17 protein-coding genes are annotated in these 22,836 nt (G+C 43.0%); 12 read left to right on the top strand and 5 right to left on the bottom strand.

Annotated features, from left to right (window positions below):
- Positions 1-108 precede the first annotated feature (108 nt).
- A complete protein-coding gene (lpdA, locus tag ACFGVR_RS11960; RefSeq protein ID WP_448697314.1) occupies positions 109-1,497 on the bottom strand; it encodes a dihydrolipoyl dehydrogenase in 1,389 nt (462 codons plus the stop codon).
- Between the two features lie 358 nt (positions 1,498-1,855).
- Between lpdA and ACFGVR_RS11955 the strand changes: the two genes are divergently transcribed.
- The 3 genes from ACFGVR_RS11955 to ACFGVR_RS11945 all read left to right on the top strand — a co-directional run bounded on the left by ACFGVR_RS11955 (position 1,856) and on the right by ACFGVR_RS11945 (position 9,029).
- A complete protein-coding gene (locus tag ACFGVR_RS11955) occupies positions 1,856-5,161 on the top strand; it encodes a carboxypeptidase regulatory-like domain-containing protein (RefSeq protein ID WP_448697313.1) in 3,306 nt (1,101 codons plus the stop codon).
- Positions 5,162-5,345: 184 nt separating this feature from the next.
- Positions 5,346-7,916: a TonB-dependent receptor gene (locus tag ACFGVR_RS11950; protein ID WP_448697311.1), complete on the top strand. Its 2,571-nt coding sequence runs from the start codon at positions 5,346-5,348 to the stop codon at positions 7,914-7,916.
- A gap of 21 nt (positions 7,917-7,937) precedes the next feature.
- Entirely contained in the window at positions 7,938-9,029 is a 1,092-nt protein-coding gene (locus ACFGVR_RS11945; protein ID WP_448697310.1) for a hypothetical protein, read from the top strand.
- An 83-nt stretch (positions 9,030-9,112) separates the two neighbouring features.
- On the opposite strand, the gene ACFGVR_RS11940 is transcribed toward ACFGVR_RS11945, so the two are convergent.
- Together ACFGVR_RS11940 and ACFGVR_RS11935 are read right to left on the bottom strand one after the other, a co-directional pair.
- Entirely contained in the window at positions 9,113-10,417 is a 1,305-nt protein-coding gene (locus ACFGVR_RS11940; protein WP_448697309.1) for a M16 family metallopeptidase, read from the bottom strand.
- A 15-nt stretch (positions 10,418-10,432) separates the two neighbouring features.
- Positions 10,433-11,800 carry a M16 family metallopeptidase gene (locus tag ACFGVR_RS11935; RefSeq protein WP_448697307.1) on the bottom strand — a complete coding sequence of 456 codons (1,368 nt, stop codon included), beginning with the start codon at positions 11,798-11,800 and terminating at the stop codon, positions 10,433-10,435.
- 145 nt (positions 11,801-11,945) lie between these two features.
- Here ACFGVR_RS11935 and ACFGVR_RS11930 point away from each other — a divergent pair, with 145 nt between their 5' ends.
- From ACFGVR_RS11930 to ACFGVR_RS11920, 3 genes are all read left to right on the top strand, one after another.
- Complete coding sequence (locus ACFGVR_RS11930; RefSeq protein ID WP_448697305.1) at positions 11,946-12,779, top strand: sulfite exporter TauE/SafE family protein; 834 nt, start codon at positions 11,946-11,948, stop codon at positions 12,777-12,779.
- Positions 12,776-13,168, top strand: a complete 393-nt coding sequence (locus ACFGVR_RS11925; RefSeq protein ID WP_448697303.1) for a DUF1634 domain-containing protein — start codon at positions 12,776-12,778, stop codon at positions 13,166-13,168. Before ACFGVR_RS11930 ends, ACFGVR_RS11925 begins: the two co-directional genes overlap by 4 nt.
- 258 nt (positions 13,169-13,426) lie before the next feature.
- A complete protein-coding gene (locus tag ACFGVR_RS11920) occupies positions 13,427-14,080 on the top strand; it encodes a hypothetical protein (RefSeq protein WP_448697302.1) in 654 nt (217 codons plus the stop codon).
- Here ACFGVR_RS11920 and ACFGVR_RS11915 read toward each other — a convergent pair.
- Positions 14,077-14,742, bottom strand: coding sequence for a phosphatase PAP2 family protein (locus ACFGVR_RS11915; RefSeq protein ID WP_448697300.1), 666 nt, complete (start codon positions 14,740-14,742; stop codon positions 14,077-14,079). The two genes, ACFGVR_RS11920 and ACFGVR_RS11915, sit on opposite strands and share 4 nt — an antisense overlap.
- Positions 14,743-14,821: 79 nt before the next feature.
- On the opposite strand from ACFGVR_RS11915, the gene ACFGVR_RS11910 reads away from it, so the two are divergent.
- The 3 genes from ACFGVR_RS11910 to ACFGVR_RS11900 all read left to right on the top strand — a co-directional run bounded on the left by ACFGVR_RS11910 (position 14,822) and on the right by ACFGVR_RS11900 (position 17,683).
- Positions 14,822-16,567 carry an APC family permease gene (locus tag ACFGVR_RS11910; RefSeq protein WP_448697299.1) on the top strand — a complete coding sequence of 582 codons (1,746 nt, stop codon included), beginning with the start codon at positions 14,822-14,824 and terminating at the stop codon, positions 16,565-16,567.
- Positions 16,568-16,584: 17 nt separating this feature from the next.
- Positions 16,585-16,839: a SemiSWEET transporter gene (locus ACFGVR_RS11905; protein ID WP_448697297.1), complete on the top strand. Its 255-nt coding sequence runs from the start codon at positions 16,585-16,587 to the stop codon at positions 16,837-16,839.
- 70 nt (positions 16,840-16,909) lie between these two features.
- Positions 16,910-17,683: a phosphatase PAP2 family protein gene (locus ACFGVR_RS11900; protein WP_448697296.1), complete on the top strand. Its 774-nt coding sequence runs from the start codon at positions 16,910-16,912 to the stop codon at positions 17,681-17,683.
- 62 nt (positions 17,684-17,745) lie between these two features.
- Here ACFGVR_RS11900 and ACFGVR_RS11895 read toward each other — a convergent pair whose 3' ends face one another.
- Positions 17,746-19,713, bottom strand: a complete 1,968-nt coding sequence (locus ACFGVR_RS11895; RefSeq protein ID WP_448697295.1) for a KUP/HAK/KT family potassium transporter — start codon at positions 19,711-19,713, stop codon at positions 17,746-17,748.
- Between the two features lie 199 nt (positions 19,714-19,912).
- Between ACFGVR_RS11895 and ACFGVR_RS11890 the strand changes: the two genes are divergently transcribed.
- From ACFGVR_RS11890 to ACFGVR_RS11880, 3 genes are all read left to right on the top strand, one after another.
- A complete protein-coding gene (locus ACFGVR_RS11890; RefSeq protein ID WP_448697294.1) occupies positions 19,913-20,422 on the top strand; it encodes a T9SS type A sorting domain-containing protein in 510 nt (169 codons plus the stop codon).
- An 89-nt stretch (positions 20,423-20,511) separates the two neighbouring features.
- Positions 20,512-21,123: a fumarylacetoacetate hydrolase family protein gene (locus tag ACFGVR_RS11885; protein ID WP_448697292.1), complete on the top strand. Its 612-nt coding sequence runs from the start codon at positions 20,512-20,514 to the stop codon at positions 21,121-21,123.
- 3 nt (positions 21,124-21,126) lie between these two features.
- Complete coding sequence (locus ACFGVR_RS11880; protein WP_448697291.1) at positions 21,127-22,836, top strand: M23 family metallopeptidase; 1,710 nt, start codon at positions 21,127-21,129, stop codon at positions 22,834-22,836.

The following is a 22,836-nucleotide window of genomic DNA, read 5'->3' as shown; positions in this document are numbered from 1 at the left end:
GGAAGATGTGTGAGGTAAAATGGAAGATGTTTTATTATAAAAAGCAAAATGGAAGACAGATATGATGCTTTCACATCTTCCATCTTCCATCTCACATTTTACATATTCTTACAAGTGTATACACTCGCCGTATGCATCGGCGGCAGCTTCCATCAAAGCTTCGCTCATGGTTGGGTGCGGGTGTACCGATTTGATGATCTCGTGTCCGGTTGCTTCCAGTTTACGGGCGGTAACTACTTCGGCAATCATTTCGGTAACGTTCATGCCTATCATGTGCGCACCTAAAAACTCACCGTATTTGGCATCGAAGATCACTTTAACAAAACCGTCTTTAGCACCGGCAGCACTTGCCTTACCCGATGCCGAGAACGGAAACTTGCCGATCTTTACTTCGTAGCCGGCTTCTTTGGCCGCTTTTTCGGTATAACCAACCGAAGCAATTTCGGGCGAGCAGTAGGTACAGCCCGGTATGTTGTTATAGTTTAATGGCTCTGGGTTGTGACCAGCTATCTTCTCCACACAAATAATGCCTTCAGCTGATGCTACGTGTGCCAGGGCCTGGCCTTTTACAATATCGCCAATGGCGTATACACCTTCAACATTGGTTTTGTAAAAATCGTCAACCAGTACTTTGCCTTTATCGGTTTTTACACCGGCTTCTTCAAGGCCTATGCCCTCAAGGTTGGTTGAAATACCAACTGCAGATAATACTACATCACACTCTAACTGGATATCGCCGGTTGCTGTTTTGATGTTTACCTTGCAGCCATCGCCCGATGTATCAACAGATTCAACGGTTGAGCTGGTCATGATATTGATGCCTTGTTTTTTTAAGGTACGTGCCAGTTGTTTTGATACATCCTCGTCTTCAAGCGGAACAATGTTATCTAAAAACTCAACCACAGTAACGTTAGTACCGATAGAGTTGTAAAAGTAAGCAAACTCGATACCGATTGCACCCGAACCTACAACTACCATTGAGCCCGGTGCCTTAGGTAATACCATGGCCTGGCGGTAGCCGATAACCTTTTTATTGTCTTGCTTAAGGTTAGGTAACTCGCGCGAGCGGCCGCCTGTTGCTAATATAATATGTTTGGCAGTGTATTCTTTAGGTACGCCGTCGGTGCCTTTAACTTCAACGGTGCCTTTACCTTTTAGTTTACCAAAGCCCATCAGCACGTCTATCTTGTTCTTCTTCATCAAAAACTGAACGCCTTTGCTCATGCCATCAGCAACGCCGCGGCTCCTTTTGATAACCGACTCAAAATCAACTTCGCCTGCGGCTACTTTGATACCGTAATCGGCAGCGTGGTTAACATATTCAAAAACCTGGGCACTTTTTAATAGGGCCTTGGTTGGGATACAACCCCAGTTTAAACATATACCGCCTAATGATTCTTTTTCAACGATGGCAGTTTTTAGGCCCAGTTGCGATGCGCGTATTGCAGCAACATATCCACCGGGGCCGCTGCCTATAACAATTAGATCATAGTTCATATTCTGATATCCTTTTACGATTTATCGCCAAAGCTAAATAAAAACATGCATATGGAAAACACACAAATCTCATAAAACCCAACTGCAATATTGTACCCGATTTAGGTGCTAACCATTGACCAGACCAAGCTGTTTAAAAGCCCCGCATCCATTTCATATTACGAAACCGTTAACTGTTTAATTTACAATAATTGCTGATTAGCGTCCTTTTTTTTAAAGAAACTCAAGACAGGCTTATTATTTTTTACAAATGTTGATAAAAAACCTCAAATTGTTAACATTAACTTAACAATGACTGTATTACTGATAGTTATCTTTGTAACAAAAAATTGACTTCAAAATTTAATTAACAAGCAGTATGAGAAAGTTTTTACTATTATGTATTTTCATCATCGGCGCAGCATTCACGGGCAATATATTTGCCCAGGGTGTAACCACAGCATCAGTACATGGTGTTGTTACCGATGGTAAGGGTGGTACGTTGCCGGGAGCAACAATTATGGTCACCCATATCCCAACAGGAACGGTTTATTCGGCCGCTACCCGCGCCGACGGACGTTTCAATTTACCCAATTTACGTGTAGGTGGCCCCTACACAGTTAAAGTTTCGTTTATTGGTTTTAAAGACTATGTGGAAGATAACATCACGCTTTCAATCGGTCAGGATTTACCGTTAAACGTAAAACTGGTAGACAATTCAAAAACATTAACTGAGGTTGTTATTGCCGGTACAGGTGGTAAGGTTATCAATTCATCGCGTACAGGTGCGCGTGAAACGGTTACCCGTGCACAAATTGAAGCATTGCCTACATTGAACCGTTCGTTACAGGATTTCACTAAACTGACCCCGTCGGCTAACGGTTTAAACTTTGGTGGCCGCAGCAACCTGTACAACAACATCACTGTGGACGGTGCATTATTCAACAACTCTTTCGGTTTATCAGGTACTTTAGGTGGTCAAACATCTTCGCAGCCAATCTCGTTAGATGCGATCGATCAGATACAGGTTGATATTGCACCTTACGACGTTCGTCAGGGTAACTTTACTGGTGCCGGTGTTAACACCGTAGTAAAATCGGGTACCAACCAGTTAAAAGCTACTATTTATGATTATATCCGCAGCGTTAGCTTAACCGGCTATCAGGCTGGTACAACCGGTGTAACTGTAGTACCTTTCACTTACCGTCAAACAGGTGTTTCGATTGGTGGCGCTATCATCCCTAACAAATTATTCTTATTCGTTTCGGGCGAGCAAGAACGTATCAGCCAACCGGCTAACAGCTTTGTGGCATCAACCGGCTCAAACAGCGGTTCAAACGTGTCGCAGGTTAAAGCAAGCGATCTTGATCTCTTGACTGAATACTTAAAATCTAATTACAACTACGATCCGGGACCATACCAAAACTATAACTTTCAAACTTACAGTGATAAGTTAACAGCTAAACTGGATTGGAACTTAAACAAAAACAATACTTTAAGCGCTAAGTACTTCTACTTAAAATCGTATAAAGATCAGCCTACAAGCACATCAACTTCATTGTATCCTTCGCGTGTTGCAGGTTCAACCGGCTTGCCTTTCTTCGGTAATGGTTACCGCATCAACAACAACTTTAACATCGGTATCCTGGAATTAAACACCAAGGTGAGCAATACCATGTCTAACAGGGCTACAGTAGGTTATTCTGCTCTGCGCGACTTCCGTTCATCATTGAGCAGCACCTTGCCAATGGTTGATATTGGTAACGGTACTGCCGGTTTAGGTCAGCCGGGTTATGTAGCTGCTACGGCTACTGCTACATCGTTTGGTTATGAGCAATTTACAGCAGGTAATTTATTAAGCACAAACATCTGGCAGTTCTCTGATGATTTTACCATCTACGCAGGTAAACACGAGATCACCATTGGTACAAACGATCAGATCCAGAGCTACACCAACGGTTTTGCTACTCAGTACAACGGTGTTTACTCGTTCAACTCGTTCTCTGATTTTGAAACAAATCAGGCAGCTGCAAGGTACTCGTTCCGATATTCGGCATTGCCTGACGGATCGTTCCCTTACGCTAAAATATCAGGTTCTAGCTTTAGCTTATATGCTCAGGATAAATATCAGGCTACCGAAAACCTGAAACTGACTTACGGTTTACGTGCCGATTACAACGTATTCCCTACTCAATTACAGGCTAATAATAACGTTCCACCATTAACTTTCCAGGGTGGTACACATGTTGATCCTTCGAAACTTCCAGCCAACAAGGTATCATTATCTCCTCGTTTCGGTTTCAACTGGGATGTTAAAGGTGATCAGACCACACAATTGCGTGGTGGTACAGGTTTGTTCAGCGGTGCAGTTCCATTTGTATGGATCTCTAACCAGGCATCAAACAACGGTGTATTATTCGGTTCTTACATTATCAACAGAGGTGTAGCTTCGAACACTCCTGCTCAAAATGCTCAGCTGATCTTTAACTCTAACGTTGATGCAAACCGTCCGGCTCCTGGTGCAGGCGCTGCCAACACCTCGTACGAGTTGGATATCACCGATCCAAACCTGAAATTACCTAAGATCTGGAGAACCAACTTAGCTATCGATCAAAAATTACCTGGCGGTTTCATCGGTACTATCGAAGCCGCTTATACCAAAGATATCAACTCGATATACCACAAAAATCTTGTAATATCTGACGGTTTTGTAACCCTGCCTGGCGTAGAAGGACAGATCCGTTACAACAGCAGCAACACTACTCCTGCTTCTGCTGTAAGCACCGCTGCAAACCCTAACATTACCGGTTTGTACTACATGACCAACAGCAGCCTTGGTTACTCTTACTTCATTACCGCTCAGTTACAAAAAAACTTCACTAACGGCTTATACGCTAACGTAGCTTATACTTACAGCCAAAGTAAAGATGTTAACGATGGTGGTTCGACTGCAGCCAACATCTGGAGCACCCGTTATGTAGCAGGCGATCCTAACGCTGATATTGCTTCGAACAGTACTTTCGTACAGCCAAGCCGTATCATCGCATCGTTAGCTTACCGTCACCAGTTCATTAAAAATACGTCAACCTCGTTTGGCTTAACAATGGAAAGCGCTAACAATGGTGCAGTATCATATTTAACCAGCGGCGACCCTAACGGCGACGGCTCTACCAGCAACGACCTGATGTATATCCCTAAAGCACAAAGCGATATCCTTTTGGTACCTGCAACCGGCGACCCACGTACACCTGCGCAAATGTGGACCCAATTAGATAAATTCATCAGCCAGGATGCTTATCTGAGCGCACACAGAGGTCAGTTTGCTGAGCGTAACGGTGTAATTTTACCATACTACCAGATGTATAACCTGAACATCAGCCAGGATTTTTTCATCAACTCGGGTAAAAACAAACACACTTTACGTGTTGAGTTCAATATTATTAACTTAGGTAACTTCCTCGATAAAAACTGGGGTGTTGCTCAGATCCCAACCAACTCGGTATCTAACGGCGGTGTTACCATCTTAACCTACACAGGTATAGATGCAGCAACAGGCAGGGCAAAATATACCTTCCCATATGCTGATGTAAACAACCAAATCCCTTTAACCAATTCGTTTAAATACGATTCGAGCCAGTTCTCACGTTGGCAAGCTCAGTTAGGCATCCGTTACATGTTTAACTAACCAAAATATTACAAAGCAAAAAACCCGGCCGCAAGCTGGGTTTTTTGCTTTATCGCTAATTTATTTTACAGTACAGATATTGTTAACATTAAATTAATATTGCTTATATTGCCAGTTAGTATATTTGCAGGTACTTTATTCCATAACTATTTTAAAAAAAAGAGAACTACTAAAAAAAGCAAGCATGAGGAAGCATTTACTTATCCTATTCATTCTACTAATTACCCTATGCCAGGCATTTGCACAGGGTACTGAGGTTAAAGTTACCGGCAAGGTGCTTGACTCTCAAACCAAAGAGGCTCTCATTGGCGCCTCAATTTTACTTAAAGGCACTTCTAAAGCAACTTCGGTAGCTTTAAACGGTACTTTTAAGATCAACGTTCCGGCCGAGGGTACATCAACCCTGGTTATATCGTACATCGGTTATATTACACAGGAAGTCGTTATCGGCGACAAAAAAGACCTGGGCGTAATTGGCCTGGTGGCAAATACTTCAACCATGAGCGAAGTTACTGTAACCAGCGACGTTGCCGTTGACAGGAAAACACCAATAGCCGTTACAACATTAAACAGCCAGGTTATTGAAGAAAAATTAGGCACACAGGATCTGCCTTTGTTATTACAGGTAGTGCCGGGTGTTATGGCTTCTAATACACAAGGCTTTGGCGAAAGCCGGGTAAGCATCAGAGGTTTTTCGAGCACATCAAAAAATGGTAACGTAGCCATGACCATTAACGGTATACCGGTTAATGATATGGAAAACGGTAATACTTACTGGTCTGATTTTACCGGTCTTGGCGATGTAACCACTTCTTTCCAGGTTCAACGCGGTTTAGGTGCGGCAAAAATTATCGTGCCCTCTTTTGGTGGTACCATCAACATTACCACACGTAACACCGATGCCGTAAAAGGCGGTTACGTGTTTGCAGGTATTGGTAGTGATGGCTACAGCAAAATAGGTGTTTTAGTGTCTACCGGTTTATCTGATAAAGGTTGGGCAACCACGTTTTCGGGTAGTAAGGTAGAAGGTAATTACCATGTAGACCAAACCAACTTTTTAGCTTACAATTACTTTTTTAATCTTTCAAAAGTATTGTCAAAAACCCAGTCGTTATCTTTTAGCATCATGGGTTCATCTCAAGAACACGATACCAGGTTTAACACTTCCTTATCAGTTATGGAACATGCTCCGCAAGGGCTAAGGTATAACGCTGATGCCGGCATTTTAAATGGTGAGCCATATAACCCTTATAAAAACTATTTCAGCAAACCGGTGGCATCGTTAAACCACAGCTGGCAAATCAATGGCAAATCATCATTGTCAACTGTATTATACGCAACTTATGGTACGGGTGCGGGTGTGGGTATGTCAAGCTTAACAGGTGTTACCCACGTAAATGGTAATACTAACGGGCAGTATGATTATTCGCCTTATGATTTAACTGCTATAGTAAAAGCAAACGCGAACAGTTTAGACGGGGCTGCTACCAATTATATTAAAGCGTCAGAAAACGATCACAAATGGATCGGTTTACGCAGTACTTTTAATACACAACTTACTAAAGATATTAATCTATCTACTGGTGTTGATTTCAGGGATTACTCGGGCACACACTATACAAAAGTGTACAACCTTTTGGGCGCTGCGTATGTGTTAGATGCATCAAGTAATAAAAATGCGCCAAACACTCATGCAGTAACAGGCGATAAAGTTTCGTTCTACAACATTGACAAGGTATTATCTGCCGGTGCTTATGCTCAGGCAGAATATACTAAAAATGATGTTAACGCCTTTATTACCTTATCTGGCACCGAATCTGGTCAGCAACGTAATGATTATTTCACTTATTTAGATGCTGATCCTGCACAACACAGCCCTTGGGTAAAATACTTTACTTACCAGGCTAAAGGTGGTGCAAACTACAATATTAACGAGCAAATGAATGTGTTTGCAAATGTTGGTTACATTACTAAACCACCATATTTTGACAACATATTTGAATCTTTTAAAAACGACATTAACAAAACCGCCGTTGTGGAAAGGCTATTTAGCTACGAATTAGGTTACGGATTTAAATCGTCAGGTTTTAGCGCTAATTTAAATTTCTACAGGTCAAATTACATGGATAGGTCGTTCGTAAAAAGCCTGCCTATTACTAATGGTGTAGTTTACAGCGTTAACCTTTCGGGTGTAAATGAAATGCACGAAGGTGGAGAATTAGAATTAAAATACAAACCAACCCGTATAGTAACCATTAACGGTTCACTTTCAATTGGCCACTGGTATTATACCCAAGATGCCGGTCCGGCAACTGTAACAGACGATCAGCAAAATGTTATTAGCACCTACGGCAAAGTATACCTCAATGGCATAAAAGTAGGTGATGCCCCGCAAACCCAAACTCATATTGGTGCTGACGTTGATGTTTTACCTGACCTAAGGATAGGTGGCGACTATTTTTATAATGGTAACTATACCTCAAACTTTGCGTTCCAAACATTACAAACACCTGGTGCAACTATCTGGAAAGTTCCAAACTATAACCTGTTTAACGTAAACGCGTCTTTCCGCTTTAAAATAGCAGGATTAAACAGTACATTATCAGGTAATGTTACCAACTTGCTTAATACTACTTATTTATCTGATGCGTTTGATGGTAGCGCTACATCTGCGCCAACCGGAATGGCACAAAATGTACTTGGTTACTATGGTTACGGCAGGACATTTTCAACTTCATTGAAAATCAAATTTTAATCAATTCTAAAACATAGTTTTATGAAAAAAATATTATTTCTTCTATCATTCGTCGCAATTGCATTTGCATCCTGCGACCCATTGAGTCAGGCTTATAAGGATGTCGATAACGCAGCACTGAATGCAAATGGCAAAGTTGGCGGCGCGCCGGTACTTGCTCTTACACTTAAAACATCCTATACAACTTTAGCATTGGCTACTACCGGTATTACCAGCACTTTAAACAGTAGTTACAGCCAGTATAACGATGGATCAAAAGCAACTGTAAGCTATGTAGTACCTTCAAATGCTGTATTTGCACCTGATGTAACTTTATCGCACGTAGCTTATACCGTTACAACTGCCGATTATGCTTTTGCCGGAAGTACTTTTACCGATTTTACAACAGCTAATGCACAGGCTTTTTTAGCTTACAAATACCCTTCACCTGTTCCATTTCAATTAGTGGCATTAACCTATAATTATTTTGAATCGGGTTATACCGCGTCAACCGGCACGCTAACTACCGATGTTTATATGTATTTGAACGGTACATGGATAAAAACATATGGTGTTACAAGCACACAATATGCCAGCGTAAACCGTAGTTTAGCTAATACATTCGGCACAGCCGACCTGGCAAACATACCTACTTATTTGGCAAACTTTTTAAAAGCCGATGCTTCGGTTACGTTAACCGCAAAAGCAGGTGATATTAAATGGGTTAGCTACAGATATAACACCACTACGGTGGGATGTGTACCGATGCTGTTTGACGGCACCAACTGGTCAAGCCGTTACGTAATTAACTTTATAAAAACCAATGGTACCTGGGTTGTTAACAATGCATTGTTTTACACTTTTGTAAGTGCCGACTATACTGCAGCCGGTGCAGCCTCGGCACCAGGCACAGCCGCGGCAAAAACAAGCGTGGCACAATTCGGCGATTATGACCATAACTTGTGGCCTGATGCTGATCTTAATGCATCAATAGCTGCAATATTGCTTACCAAAGTTGCAACCATTGCACCTAAGGTTAACCAGGAAGTTGATGTTACCTACAAAGCATTCAACCCATCCGGAACCGAAGTACGTGGGTTTGTGTACGATGGCACCAAGTTTACTGCACAATAAAACGATAATAATTTAATATCATAAAAAAAGCCCTGCGGTATACCACAGGGCTTTTTTATTGCCGGATACTTTTATTCCTTTAATTACTTAACCGGTATTTTAAATGCTTCTGCAGCTTCGTTGGCCAGTTTAATATCGCCTAAATAACACCAGCGCACGCCTGCAATATATTTATTCAAGGCTTTCTGTATTTGTTCGGCAGTAACATCTTCCACCCTGTCGGCTGCTGTTTCAAACAAATCCCAATTGCCCATAATTTCGGCCTGGCCAAGGTTTCCGGTAATCGCATTCGATTCCTGCTGTTTAACATAGCTCGAGGTAATGTAGCTGCTTTTTAGCTCCTTTAATCCCGATGAGGTAACACCCACGCTTTTAATACGGTTTAGCTGCTCTATCATTACATTAATAGCGTCTTTAGGAAACGATGTGGTTACATACATAATAGCATACGGCATTTGCATATTAACAGCATAAGCACCAGGCGAATAAGAGAGGTTACGTTTGGTACGGATCTCGCTAAACAACGTACCACTTAATCCTGAGATACCCATATGAAATGCCGTATAATCCGGACTCGACATAGACGGCGCATTCATTATCGCATTAACATAATTGGTTGCCAGGGCTTTATCCTCGGCAAGCAGTTTATTATCATTTATTTCAGGTGCCTGATAAACAGCAGGCTGGTATGGCCTTGAGGGGATAGTAGCGAACGATGCCTTTATTTTAGCGATCAGTTCATCTTTGGATATTTTACCCGCAACCACAATAAACATGCGGTTTTTGTTGAATATTTGCTGGTAAAAGTTCTTAATGGCGTCTGTTGGTAAAGCTGAAATGGTGGCTTCGGTACCTTTTGGATCGGTAGCATACATCGTTCCCTTAAAAACATTTTGCATAACCAACCTCGATATACGCGTATCGGGGTCAGTATCCTGTTGTTTGATGCCTGCTAAAATTTTATTTTTTAATAGCTGAATTTCGCTCTCCTTAAAAACCGGGTTCATTACCGCTTCGGTAAACAGATCCCAGCCCTGGTTAAAATACTTCGAAACACAGATCATATTGATATCGCTGAAATCATAATCGGCGCTACCCCCTATCTCAATGCCGTATTGATCGGCATAATCCTTAAACTGATTGGCCTCGTATTTTTTAGTGCCACACTCGGTAGTGCCACCTATGGCCAGTTGCTCTATACCAGCCTGTTCAGCAGTGTAATTGCTAACGCCACCCCTAAAGTACATGCGCACACTAATCACATCTTTAACAGTAGGTTTAAAAATAACTTTAATTCCTTCCACATCAAACGATGTGGTGTGTTGTTGCGCCAGCAATGTTATACTACCTGTAAATAACAAGGTTGCTGTTAATATCAATCGTTTCATTTTGGTGCGATGTAATTATTTTTCGGTAAAAAACTGCTGTGGCTTTAATTCGGCATTCATTTGCGGGTTAACCAGCAAACCGGCACAGTATGGTTTGTTTTTAATATATTTATCAACGTAGGCACGCAGATCGGCTTTGTTTACCTTTTTCAGGTTATCCACGTAAGTAGTAAAGTAATCAAGAGATGCCGATGCCCACCAGAACGAAAGCACCTCAACAAAATCGGATGTTACTTCCTGTTCAAACGACTGGCGGATCTCAAGTTTACGCTTGGCAGTTTCAACTTGCTCGTCGGTTACGTAATCGGGGCTGTCAAACAGAGCTATTTGCCGTTTCACCTCGGCAAGGCATTCTTTTACTTTGGCAGGATTAGGTACCACCGTTAAATTAATGGGACCAACATGCTCTAAAGTGAGGTAGCCGATATTAACCTGCAAAGCCAGGCCCGACTGCATCAGGGCCTTATTTAACGTTGATGAGTTTTGGTTAAGAATGTACGAAAATACGTCGGCAGCATAGGTTGCCGGGATATCGCTGCGCGTATCGGGACCCTGCCACTCTATTTCGATAACCGGAACCTGCGCCAGGTTTGATTCTACGATAAAATAATCGGATTTTTTGAGCGGCTTAAATTCGGGAATGGGCCACTTTTTAAACGGATCGAACTCGGATGGCTGCCAGGTACCGTAAATAGCTTCCACCTGCCTGAACACATCTTCGTGATCAACATCCCCGGCAACGGTTAACATCGAATTATTAGGATAATAATATTTGTTTTTGATGGAATCCATCATGGCCGGAGTTGCCGAGCGGATAACATTATGATCGCCGATAGTATTTTTGCGGCTGTACAGATCGCCCCACATGTGGTGATCCATCGCGTTATCCAGCGCATAGAACGGGCTCGACTCATCCTGCTGAAACTCACCGTCTACAACCACGTTTTCGCGCGCCATCTCTTCGGCATTAAAGCTCGGGAAACGGATAGCCGAATTCATGAATTTCAGGCCCTGTTTCAGGTTCTTTTTAGGCAGGGTAAAATAGTAGCGCACATTTTCAACCGTGGTAGCGCCGTTAAAATCCATGCCCAGTTCGCTCACGCGGTTCATAAAATCGGTTTGGCTGGCGTAGTCCTTATTGGCCTTAAAAAACATATGCTCGTACAAGTGGCTCAAGCCATTAAACTGGGGCGACTCGGTATACGCGCCATTTTTACACGTGATCACAATAGTGGCCAACGGCACGCTATTATCCTCAACTACAAGCACATCCAGGCCGTTGGGAAGTTTTTTTAAAAAGATATTCGAAGGAAGTTTGGTTTGAGCCTGCGAGAGGGTCGCCGCCAGGCACAGGCCGGCTATACAGCAAAGTTTCTTGATCATAAATGTTCGGTCATCAGCCGATAAATATAATAAATCAAACAACAAAAATGCACGTAGCAATTATGCTACAATTATTAAATAGTGAAAGCCAATATTTACCGCTTAAATTTTATTGCTACTTTAGCCGCTTCAAACCTGCATTTGCATGTCTGTCCTCTTGTTAACTGTTATAATTCTGATAGGTGCTTACGCGGCGGGCCTTGTAGGTTCGTTAACGGGTTTAGGCGGTGCCGTGGTTATTATCCCGCTACTAACTATTTTGCTTCATGTTGATATCCATTACGCCATTGGTGCAGCGCTGGTATCTGTTATTGCCACCTCATCAGGTTCGGCTGTAGCTTACGTGCGCGAAGGCATTACCAATATGCGCCTGGGCATGTTTTTAGAGATAGCCACTACCAGCGGGGCCATAACCGGCGCGGTAATTGCCAAATATTTACCGGTAAAATATATCGCCATCCTGTTCGGCATGGTGCTTATCTTTTCGGCCATCATGTCGCTACGTAAAAAAGGCGAGCACGTTGAAAACCCGCAAAGCTCCCTCGCAAAAAAACTCAAACTTAACAGCAGCTACCCCGACGGCGATACCGAAATAACCTATGGCGTACAAAATGTAGCCGGCGGCTTTATCATGATGATATTTGCCGGCATAATGTCGGGCTTGCTGGGCATTGGCTCGGGTGCGCTAAAGGTAGTAGCCATGGACGGCATTATGCGCATCCCTTTTAAGGTATCAACCACTACAAGTAATTTTATGATAGGTGTTACCGCTGCTGCAAGCGCGGTTGTGTACCTGCAGCGGGGTTATATTGAGCCCGGATTGGCCATGCCGGTTGTAATAGGTGTATTACTGGGTGCGTTTACCGGATCAAAAATACTGGTACACGCACAATCAAACCGGTTAAGGTATTTCTTTGCAGTGATAGTAACGATACTGGCCACACAGATGATCTATAAAGGATTAACGGGAGGGATATGAAAACTGAAAACAGATCTTTTAAAGATAAAGACATCCGGTTGTCCATCGGTTCGCTGCTACGTTGGGGCGTACTGCTTTCTATGATGGTGGTAACTATCGGCGGGGTAATTTATTTATACCGGCACGGGCATGATATCAGCGACTACTCGACTTTTAAGCAACAGCCCGATTTTACCCGAAACGTCGCAGCCATTATACAAGGGGTATTTACCATAAAGGGCCGGGCCATTATACAATTGGGCATTTTGCTACTGATAGCCACCCCCATTATGCGGGTATTATTTTCGGCAGTTGGCTTTTTTTTAGAAAAAGATTACCTGTATGTAGCCATCACTGTACTGGTTTTAGTCATTATTATGTCGAGCATGTTTGGCGGTTTTGGCAGTTAGCGCACAAAAATTTTACATAGCTGCACCACTTGCACCACCCTGAGCGTATCGCTCTTATATTAAGCAACTTACAACCTAACACATCCTGTCAAACACTGTTATTATATCCCATTTGTTACCTTCCCAATTTAAGTTCAGGCCTCTTTTGGTTCGGTTTTTGGAGTTTTTGCACCGGTGAGGCAACCATGTACAACCTCACAAGCATTAAAAAAATTAAAATGTACATGGGTGTTTCAGCCGACACAAAAAAGGAAATTTATGAAGAAGCTAATTTTGTATTTCAGCATATTTTTGTTTGCAGCGCAGGCAAATGCACAAAAAAATTATTATCTAAGTCCGGTGAAGATGGACAGCATGGTATCAGTTTCGATGCCTCAAGAGTTTGCAAAAAGCAAAGCAGGCGGTCAGGATATTTATTCGGGTAACGGCAGATATGGTTCAATGCTGGCTATCCGTACCATTAACCCGGTATCGCAGCAAAGTGTAAAAAATCCTAAGGGCCTTGATAATGTATTTAAAGAGTATGTTAAAAAAGTACAGCAGAGTTTAAGCCAGGGTACTATTGTAAACGACCATGATACCACTGTTGGTAAGTTGACCGCCCGCGATTTTGTTTTGCAGGTTGATACCGGCGGCGGACTGGAGGTACGCCATTTTACGCTGGTGTACACTAAAACCGTAACTTATACTTTTGAATACCTTTACAGCGATTTTAGGAAGGACCTGGCTATCGGCGAAATGAAAGCCTTTTTGGGATCCATACGTGTATCGCCTGAGTTAACAACCGCCAATCAATACATAACCGTACCTCAACGATTCCCGGTGGCAACCGTGGTTATTATTGCTGGTGCGTTGTTTATCATTGTTGGAGCAGTAGTGTTTATCAGGCGCAAGCCAAACCTGGCTACTTAAGCCGGTTGTTTTCGTAATAACCCATTGTTCCATTTTTTGGTGTGGATAAAGGCTTTACCTTCTATCCAGGTTAACCAAAAAATGGTTATGAACACGCCTACTGCCGAGCCTACGGTAACATCTTCAAAAAAGTGCTCGCTCAGGTAAACGCGCGAGTACGCCACTAAAAATGCAACGCCCAGAAAGAGCAGTCCCCAGCTTTTTTTGGGCGTTATGTAGGTTAATATTACCCCCATCGAAAAAGCCGATATGCTATGCCCCGATGGAAAACTATGCGTTTCGAGCATCTCAACACCTTTAACCAGGTACATGCGGCTAACTTCGTCCTTAAAATAAATAATGGGCCGCGGCGCGTTGAATATAAATTTAATCCCCTGCGCCAGTATGGATGTAATGGCATAGCTTGTACCCATTAAAAAACCCCAGCGATAATTAAAGCACAACAATATCAGGGTAATGGCAACACAGGTAAGGCCATCGCCCATATGGGTGTACCAGGTAAAAAACTGATCGCCCAAAGCAAAGTGCCAGCCATTTACCGTAAAATATATCTGCGATTTGCTAAACAGCAGTTTGATGATCAAACAAGGCAGTAAAATAAACAGATATGGGATAAAAAACGTTCTGATTTGATTGATTACCGTATAAATGCTGGATTTCATGGGCGCAAGTTAATTAGTAAAGCTTAGTAATCAATAACAAAAAAATAGTTATGTTTGGTTTTAGCTTTAACCTGACCCCATGCCAACAAACATTTTCCGCAAAAAATCAATTGAAAAAATAGTCGCCGATTCAAAGTCCGGCCTCGATGACGGTCACGGAATATCATTGAATAAGGTACTAACCGTGCGCGACCTTACAGCGCTTGGCATAGCGGCGGTTATAGGTGCCGGTATTTTTAGCACGGTAGGTCAGGCTTGTTTTGACGGCGGCCCCGGTGTTATCTTCCTGTTTATTATTTGTGCAGTGGCCTGCGGATTTGCAGCGCTTTGTTATGCCGAGTTTGCATCGCGGATACCGATGTCGGGCAGTGCCTATACTTACTCGTACGCCGCTTTTGGCGAGATCATTGCCTGGATAATTGGCTGGGACCTGGTAATGGAATATGCTGTAGGCAATATTACGGTAGCTATCTCATGGTCGGGCAACCTTACGAGCTTTTTACATAATATCGGGCTAAAGATCCCGGGATTTTTGAGCAACAGCTTTTTTGAGGTAAAAAAGGGCAATACCCAATATCTTGACCTTATAGCCAAACACGATTTAAAGGGCGCTGCCGATTTTGCAGATGCGCATCAGCTTTGGCTTAATGCACCGCATATTGGATCGTTACCGGTTATTTTGAATATACCTGCATTGGCTATTACTGGGTTTATAACTTACCTGGTGTACATCGGTATCAGCGAATCGCGCAAAGCAAGTAACCTGATGGTAGCCTTTAAGCTATTGGTAGTAGTAGCGGTAATTGCCATAGGTTTTTACTATGTAAACCCCGCTAACTGGGTACCATTTTTACCCAACAAATTCAGCGGGGTAATGAAGGGGGTTTCGGCGGTATTTTTTGCCTATATCGGTTTTGATGCGATATCCACCACGGCCGAAGAATGTAAAAACCCACAGCGCGATCTTCCACGGGGTATGTTCTATTCGCTTATTATCTGTACAGTGCTGTACATCCTGATAGCTTTGGTGTTAACAGGTATGGTTAATTACAGCAAGCTCAATACAGCCGACTTTTTAGCCAACGCCTTTAACGAACGCGGTTTGAATTTTCTTGGCGGTATTATTGCATTGAGCGCCATTGTGGCAACCACATCGGTGTTATTGGTATTCCAGATAGGACAGCCACGGATATGGATGAGCATGAGCCGCGACGGTTTATTACCGCCACGTTTTTCGCGCTTACACCCCAAATTTCATACGCCATCGTTCGCCACTATCATCACCGGCCTGGTTGTGGGTGTACCCGCTTTGTTTTTAGATTCGGAGATAGCTACAGCCTTATGCAGCATAGGTACTTTGTTTGCATTTGTGCTGGTTTGCGGCGGTATTTTGATCTTACCAAAAGCAGAGAAAGGCAACGGCAAATTTACCCTGCCTTATATCAACGGAAAGTTTATTATACCTGCTCTGTTGATCGTAGCTGTAGGTATTACACAATGGCAACTCCCTCATTTTTTCAATAATTTCTTTTTTAACTATACCGATGGCGACCCTACACATACCACAACGCATGTGTTTATGGAAAAGATACCTTACTTTGTTTTCGCCTTGCTGGTACTGGTTATCGCCATTGTGGGTTATCGCAAAAATTTTTCGCTTATCCCGGTTTTGGGTTTAATGTCGTGCTTTTACCTGATGACAGAATTAGGTACCACTAACTGGCTGCGGTTTATTATTTGGCTGGTGATAGGCCTGGTGATCTACTTTAGTTACGGTATAAAGAGAAGTAAACTTGCAAAAGAAAACGGTTCAATAGCCCGGTAAAGCGTATATTTACGCCGATGAATTATATCCAAACTATTGGGTATATGGCCGCCTTTGGCACCACCATATCCTTTTTGCCACAGGCTGTTAAAACCATCCGTACTAAAGACACCTCGGGTATATCGTTACTGATGTATACCTGCTTTACTATAGGCACCTTGCTGTGGCTGATCTATGGCCTGCTGAGCGGGCAATATCCCGTGGCAACGGCCAACGCCATTACCTTTTTGTTTGCGGTTACTATTTTGATTTACAAGATCAAATACAAATAAAGCTTTCTGCTACAGAAAATATCCAGAATTGGCATTTAAGTTGTACATGTTACATCTATATTATGCTACTGTGAAAAAATTATTAACTACCCTATTATGCCTTGTTGCGCTTAATGCCAACGCCCAGGTGGTAGACAGCGTGAAGAAAGACCTGTTTACTGCACCCGATACCGTTAAACATTTACACAGCACCGCGCTTTCGCTGGTAGTACCAACAGCGTTAATCACCTATGGCGCGTTGTCGTTTTTTGTTGTGCCGATCCGGCAGCTGGATTACTCCACCAATAACAAGATAAAGCAACTGGACCCTGATTTTAGCAGCAAGGCCGAAAACTATTTCCAGTTTGCGCCGATAATACTCACGTATGGTTTAAACCTGGTTGGCGTATCGGGTAAAAATACCTTTATCGATCGTACCGCGTTACTGGGTCTGTCGGGCGGCATTTTAGCCATCAGTACCTCCATTACCAAACATGCCACACACAGGCTCCGCCCCAATGGGGCAGATTACCTTTCTTTTCCATCGGGGCATACGTCGACCGCCTTTTTAGGCGCCGAATTTATGGCGCAGGAGTTTTCGGGTAAATCAAAAGTTTATGGCATATTGGGTTACACCATTGCTACTGCCACAGGCGTTTTTAGATTGTATAACCACGACCACTGGCTGAGCGATGTGGTAGCAGGCGCTGGTTTTGGCATCATGTCGACTAAGTTATCTTACCTGGTCTATCCATACATCCGCAACGCGCTGACACATACCGATAACAAAACAGGTAAAAAAACCATGCTGACGCCCGGTTACCAGGATGGCATGATGACCTTTACGTTTGTGAAGGAGTTGTAGAAGAATAAAAAAAGCGTCATTGCTTCGCTACTGCTTGCAATGACGCTTAGAAAGATATTTTGTTAATGTTTGATCCTTTTCAGCTCAACGCTGTTAGGGTCCGAAAGCATTAACGGTACTTTTTCAACGGTTACAAAACTCAGATCCAAACCAAAACTCCGCTCTTCTGAAAGGCTGGCCTTTTTAAGCAGGAAGTAATAGTTCATCATAAATTTTTCGTAAAGCGACAGGTTGTGCGAACGCGACAGGATCTTCTCCAGCACAATAAACCTGAAATCGCCCACGATACGGTGCTTGTTAAGCGATTTGTATTGGCTGGTGATATCTACTTCGCCATTTTTAACCAAATCCTCAACCACCTTACGGAACAGGATATTAACCCCCTGATCTACCCGGAAGCCCAGGCGGAAATCAATACGGATCAGTTTATTGGGTATCAGCACTTTCACATCATATTCACGCAAGTGGGGTTCGTCCATTACGTTAACGTGCACCAGCCAATAAACATCGGCACGTTTAGGTTGCTTTTGCAGGATAGAATAAATGATCTTCGATTCAATTTCCGAGTCGAAATTAGCACTGGTTAGATAAACTAACTGGGATGCATATTTGGGTACGGTCTCATCTTCGCTCAACTCCTTGATGATGGGGAAATAATCGCTCACCTCGATAAATTTAACATAGCGGTTGCGTATTTTACGAGCCGTGTGCCAGGCCCACATTACCGAGAATAATACGGTGCCTATGCTTACCGTAAACCAGCCGCCATGCAAAAATTTAAACATATTACTTGCCAGGAAGGTAGTTTCGATGGAGATATAAATAGCGAGGAATATATAAATAAGGTACATCGGGAAATTTTTGGCCTTGAGGAACCGAGATACCAGGATAGTGGTCATCAGCATGGCGATGGTGATACTCAAACCATAAGCCGCTTCCATATTTTCGGAATGTTTAAACAGCGCAACAACGCCTAAACAGCCCGCCCAAAGCAACCAGTTTACGCTGGGTACATATAACTGCCCGCGCTCATCAGTTGGGTATACAATTTTTAGCTTTGGCCATAAGTTTAAGCGTACTGCTTCGGCGATAAGCGTAAACGAGCCCGAAATTAAGGCCTGACTGGCAATTACCGCGGCCACAGTTGCAATGCCGATACCGTAAATTAAAAACCAATCGGGCATAATGTGGTAAAACGGATTAATGGTAACGTGGTGGCCTGCTTCGGTATGTACAAGCGATTGCCCGGCATGCTGCAGCAGCCATACACCCTGGCCCAGGTAATTAAGCACCAAAGTGGTTTTAACATAGATCCAGCTTACGCGGATGTTTGACTTTCCGCAATGCCCAAGGTCGGAATATAAGGCCTCGGCGCCCGTGGTACACAGGAATACGGCACCCAGCACCACAAAGAAATTAGGATCATTTAACAATAAGTGGATGGCGTAGTAAGGGTTCAATGCCTTAAAAATTGTTGGCATTTGTATAATATAGGCCATGCCTAAAACACCCATCATGGTAAACCATACCAGCATAATGGGGCCAAAGCCCTTACCAACCAGGGCAGTGCCAAAGCGTTGTATGAGGAACAAGCCGGTTAGTATGAGCACCACAATATACACCGTAGGCAAATGCGGATACAAAATATCCAAACCTTCGATAGCCGAAGAAACCGTGATAGGCGGTGTTATGATACCATCGGCCAGTAAAGCGCAACCGCCCACAATGGCCGGGATAAGCAACCATTTGGCCCTGCGACGCACCAGAGAGAATAAAGCAAATATGCCACCCTCGCCCTTGTTATCGGCCCGGAGTGTAATTAAAACATACTTGAGGGTTGTTTGTAGCGTAAGTGTCCAGAAGATGCAGGAAATCCCACCTAAAACAAGATCGGCATTAATCGTATCTTTACCTATGATGGCTGTAAAAACATATAGTGGCGATGTACCGATATCGCCGTATATAATGCCTAAGCTGATGAGGAAGCCTGCCGCCGATAATTTGGTGAAATGATTGTTATTTGATGACATTTATAAAAAGAAAAGAATGATGACTAATTACTAACCTTTGGAGACATTTTACGTATATATACCTAAATCATAAACCGATACAAAAAAAGGGCTTAATTTTTGTATCAGCAAGGCATTGTTAAATAATGTTAAAATTTAATTGAATATTATAGTATTTTAATTTGGAACAACTTTTATAGCTACTTTTGTAAACTTAAGTATGAGGAAATTTTACCAACCGATATTTTCATTTTTTATGCTGATCGCTATGGCGGTCATCATTAATTATGCTTATGCGGATGGCAAAAAGCCCGCCACTACTGACACCACAAGATTAGCAAAAGTTTTTACCAATAAGAACGATAAATCCTATCTAAAAAACGGGATTAAAGTGGCTTTACCGCCCTTAAGGTCAACTGTAACCATTTACAGCACCAAACCATTTTTTTCGCGCACCGAAACCGATAGGTTAGTGAGCAATGTGCAGGTTTACCCCAACCCTATTACCGACCAGATTAACCTGCGCTATAGCGTCAACAAAAACAGCAGCGTAACCATTAAAATAATGGATATTTTAGGGAACGAGGTTATCACGCTGTTTTCGCAAAGGGTTGACCCGGGTGAGCAAAAGTTTACTTTTAACCTCAACAACAGGCTGAGCAGCGGCTTTTATTTTTTGCGCCTGGTGGCCGGCGGCGAATCGGTTATTAAGAAGATTTCGATATTGTAATAAACTTTTTATACAAAGCCCTGTTCTTGATTAAGAGCAGGGCTTTTATTTTTTTAGCTTTGGCTCAAACTAAAACCTCTTTTATTTAAATGAAGATCATAGCCATAGGCCGTAATTATGCCGAACATGCCAAAGAGCTGAATAACCCCGTACCATCGGTACCGGTAATATTTATGAAACCCGATACCGCCATTTTAAAAGATAATAAGCCGTTTTACCATCCCGATTTTTCGCAGGATGTGCATCACGAAATAGAGATCGTGCTGAAAGTGAGCAAGGAGGGTAAAAATATCAGCGAGAAATTTGCCGCCGGCTATTTTGACGAAATTGGCTTGGGTGTTGATTTTACCGCACGAGATATCCAGGCGCGCCATAAAGAAAAAGGACTGCCCTGGGAACTGGCCAAAGCTTTTGATAACTCGGCCCCCATTAGCAATTTTGTACCCAAGGCACAATTTGCCGATCTGTACAACCTAAACTTTAAATTAGATATTAACGGGCAGCCACGCCAGGTTGGCAGCACTAAAGACCTCCTTTTTTCTTTCGAGAAGATCATTGCCTTTGTATCAGGATATATTACTCTAAAAAAGGGCGACCTGATATTTACTGGCACGCCGCCGGGCGTAAGCAAGGTTAGCATAGGCGACCATTTGGAAGGCTACCTGGAGAACGAAAAAATGCTCGACTTTTATATCAAATAATCTATGTTTCGTAAACTACCGGGATGCTTGTTCATCTTATTTCTATCTGTTAACAGCATCGCGCAAAGCATAGCACAAACGGGGCAGTACCCTAAAGACGTTTTTCGATACCCTTTAGACCTGCCGCCTACTACCGCAGGTTGTTTTGGTGAGTTGCGCTCCAATCACTTCCACTCGGGGCTGGATTTTAAAACCAACCAAATAACAGGCTACCCTGTACATGCAGTTTACGATGGTTATGTATCGCGCATCCGCATTCAGTTTGGCGGCTTTGGCCGGGCGGTGTATATTACCCACCCTAATGGCTTTGTATCGGTTTATGGGCACCTGCAAAGGCTGATACCTGAGCTGGCTAAAATTGTGCACGACTACCAGTACCAAAACCAAACCTGGGAGGCTGATATCCAGCTATCGCCGTTACAGATGCAGGTTTATAAAGGGCAGGTTATAGCATGGTCGGGCAACGCGGGTGCATCGGCGGGGCCACATGTGCACTTTGAGCTGCGGGATGCCGTTACCCAGGAAACTATCAATCCGCAATTGTTTGGTTTAACCATTCGCGATAAGGTACCGCCAACCTTAACATCTATGTATGTTTACCACGTAAACGGGCTGCCCTTTAGCGAAAAAACACAGAAAGAGTTTTACCAGGTTGCAGGCGCTAATGGCAAATATCACCTGGTGCATCCCGGCGTTATTACCCTGAGCGGTGAGACAGGTTTCGGCATTACGACGTACGATGTGAACAGCACGTCGGCAAACCATAACGGGGCCTACTCTATCCAACTGTATGTAGACGATAAACCGGTATATACGTTTGCGGTAGAGCGTTTCGCGTTCGATCAGACGCACGCCATTAACGCGCACATTGATTTTCCGGCTTTTTTAACTACCGGCCGCGAAATACAGAAGAGCTTTATTTTGCCGGGTAATAAAATATCGGTGTACCCACAGTCGGTAAACCGCGGCCTGATCAATTTTGATGATGATGCCATACACCATGTGGAATATGTGGTTAAGGATGTGGCGGGAAATGCGGCAACGCTTCAATTTTCGGTGCGTTTTAAACCACAAACTCCGCCGGTACCTAAACCTGCGGGCACGTTGTTTAAATACGATCAGCAAAATGTATTTACCAGCGACCGGGTGAAAATCGTCATCCCGCAAGGAAACCTGTACGATGACCTGTATTTTGATTATGGTATGTTATCGCATCGCCCTGGGGCTTACTCGGCAACATACCATATCCATAATCGTTTTACACCAATACATGACACTTATGAGCTTTACATTAAACCCGATAGCATTATAGGTAACTATGTAAATAAGGCGGTGATAGTAAGCACTGCCGGCACATGCGAAGGCGGCGAATATGTTGATGGCTATATTAAGGCCAACGCCCGCAGTTTTGGCGATTTTTATATTAAGCTGGATACTGTTGGCCCGCACATTGGCCCGGTTAATATACACGATGGCAGCAGCCTTGCCGGTGCCAAAACTTTCTCTATCAGGATAAGTGATAACCTTTCGGGGATAAAGAGTTATACCGGCAATATAGATGGTAAGTGGGTATTGTTAGAGTACGATTATAAAACTAAGGTACTGATCTATACCTTTGACGAAAGTATTGCGCTCGGCAAACATATTTTTAATTTAAGTGTTGCCGATAACAAGAATAATTTATCACAATTTACTGCTAATTTTTACAGATAG

This window comes from Mucilaginibacter aureus, from assembly GCF_053514885.1.
Note: the sequence above shows the minus strand (reverse complement) of the source record. Positions and strands in the feature narration are given on the sequence as shown.

Coding starts and splice junctions, on each gene's coding strand:
- ACFGVR_RS11895 (WP_448697295.1), bottom strand. CDS start 19,713: ATGTCATCAAATAACAATCATTTCACCAAATTATCGGCGGCAGGCTTC.
- ACFGVR_RS11955 (WP_448697313.1), top strand. CDS start 1,856: ATGAGAAAGTTTTTACTATTATGTATTTTCATCATCGGCGCAGCATTC.
- ACFGVR_RS11890 (WP_448697294.1), top strand. CDS start 19,913: ATGAGGAAATTTTACCAACCGATATTTTCATTTTTTATGCTGATCGCT.
- ACFGVR_RS11880 (WP_448697291.1), top strand. CDS start 21,127: ATGTTTCGTAAACTACCGGGATGCTTGTTCATCTTATTTCTATCTGTT.
- ACFGVR_RS11910 (WP_448697299.1), top strand. CDS start 14,822: ATGCCAACAAACATTTTCCGCAAAAAATCAATTGAAAAAATAGTCGCC.
- ACFGVR_RS11885 (WP_448697292.1), top strand. CDS start 20,512: ATGAAGATCATAGCCATAGGCCGTAATTATGCCGAACATGCCAAAGAG.
- lpdA (WP_448697314.1), bottom strand. CDS start 1,497: ATGAACTATGATCTAATTGTTATAGGCAGCGGCCCCGGTGGATATGTT.
- ACFGVR_RS11930 (WP_448697305.1), top strand. CDS start 11,946: ATGTCTGTCCTCTTGTTAACTGTTATAATTCTGATAGGTGCTTACGCG.
- ACFGVR_RS11915 (WP_448697300.1), bottom strand. CDS start 14,742: ATGAAATCCAGCATTTATACGGTAATCAATCAAATCAGAACGTTTTTT.
- ACFGVR_RS11935 (WP_448697307.1), bottom strand. CDS start 11,800: ATGATCAAGAAACTTTGCTGTATAGCCGGCCTGTGCCTGGCGGCGACC.
- ACFGVR_RS11925 (WP_448697303.1), top strand. CDS start 12,776: ATGAAAACTGAAAACAGATCTTTTAAAGATAAAGACATCCGGTTGTCC.
- ACFGVR_RS11905 (WP_448697297.1), top strand. CDS start 16,585: ATGAATTATATCCAAACTATTGGGTATATGGCCGCCTTTGGCACCACC.
- ACFGVR_RS11920 (WP_448697302.1), top strand. CDS start 13,427: ATGAAGAAGCTAATTTTGTATTTCAGCATATTTTTGTTTGCAGCGCAG.
- ACFGVR_RS11945 (WP_448697310.1), top strand. CDS start 7,938: ATGAAAAAAATATTATTTCTTCTATCATTCGTCGCAATTGCATTTGCA.
- ACFGVR_RS11950 (WP_448697311.1), top strand. CDS start 5,346: ATGAGGAAGCATTTACTTATCCTATTCATTCTACTAATTACCCTATGC.
- ACFGVR_RS11940 (WP_448697309.1), bottom strand. CDS start 10,417: ATGAAACGATTGATATTAACAGCAACCTTGTTATTTACAGGTAGTATA.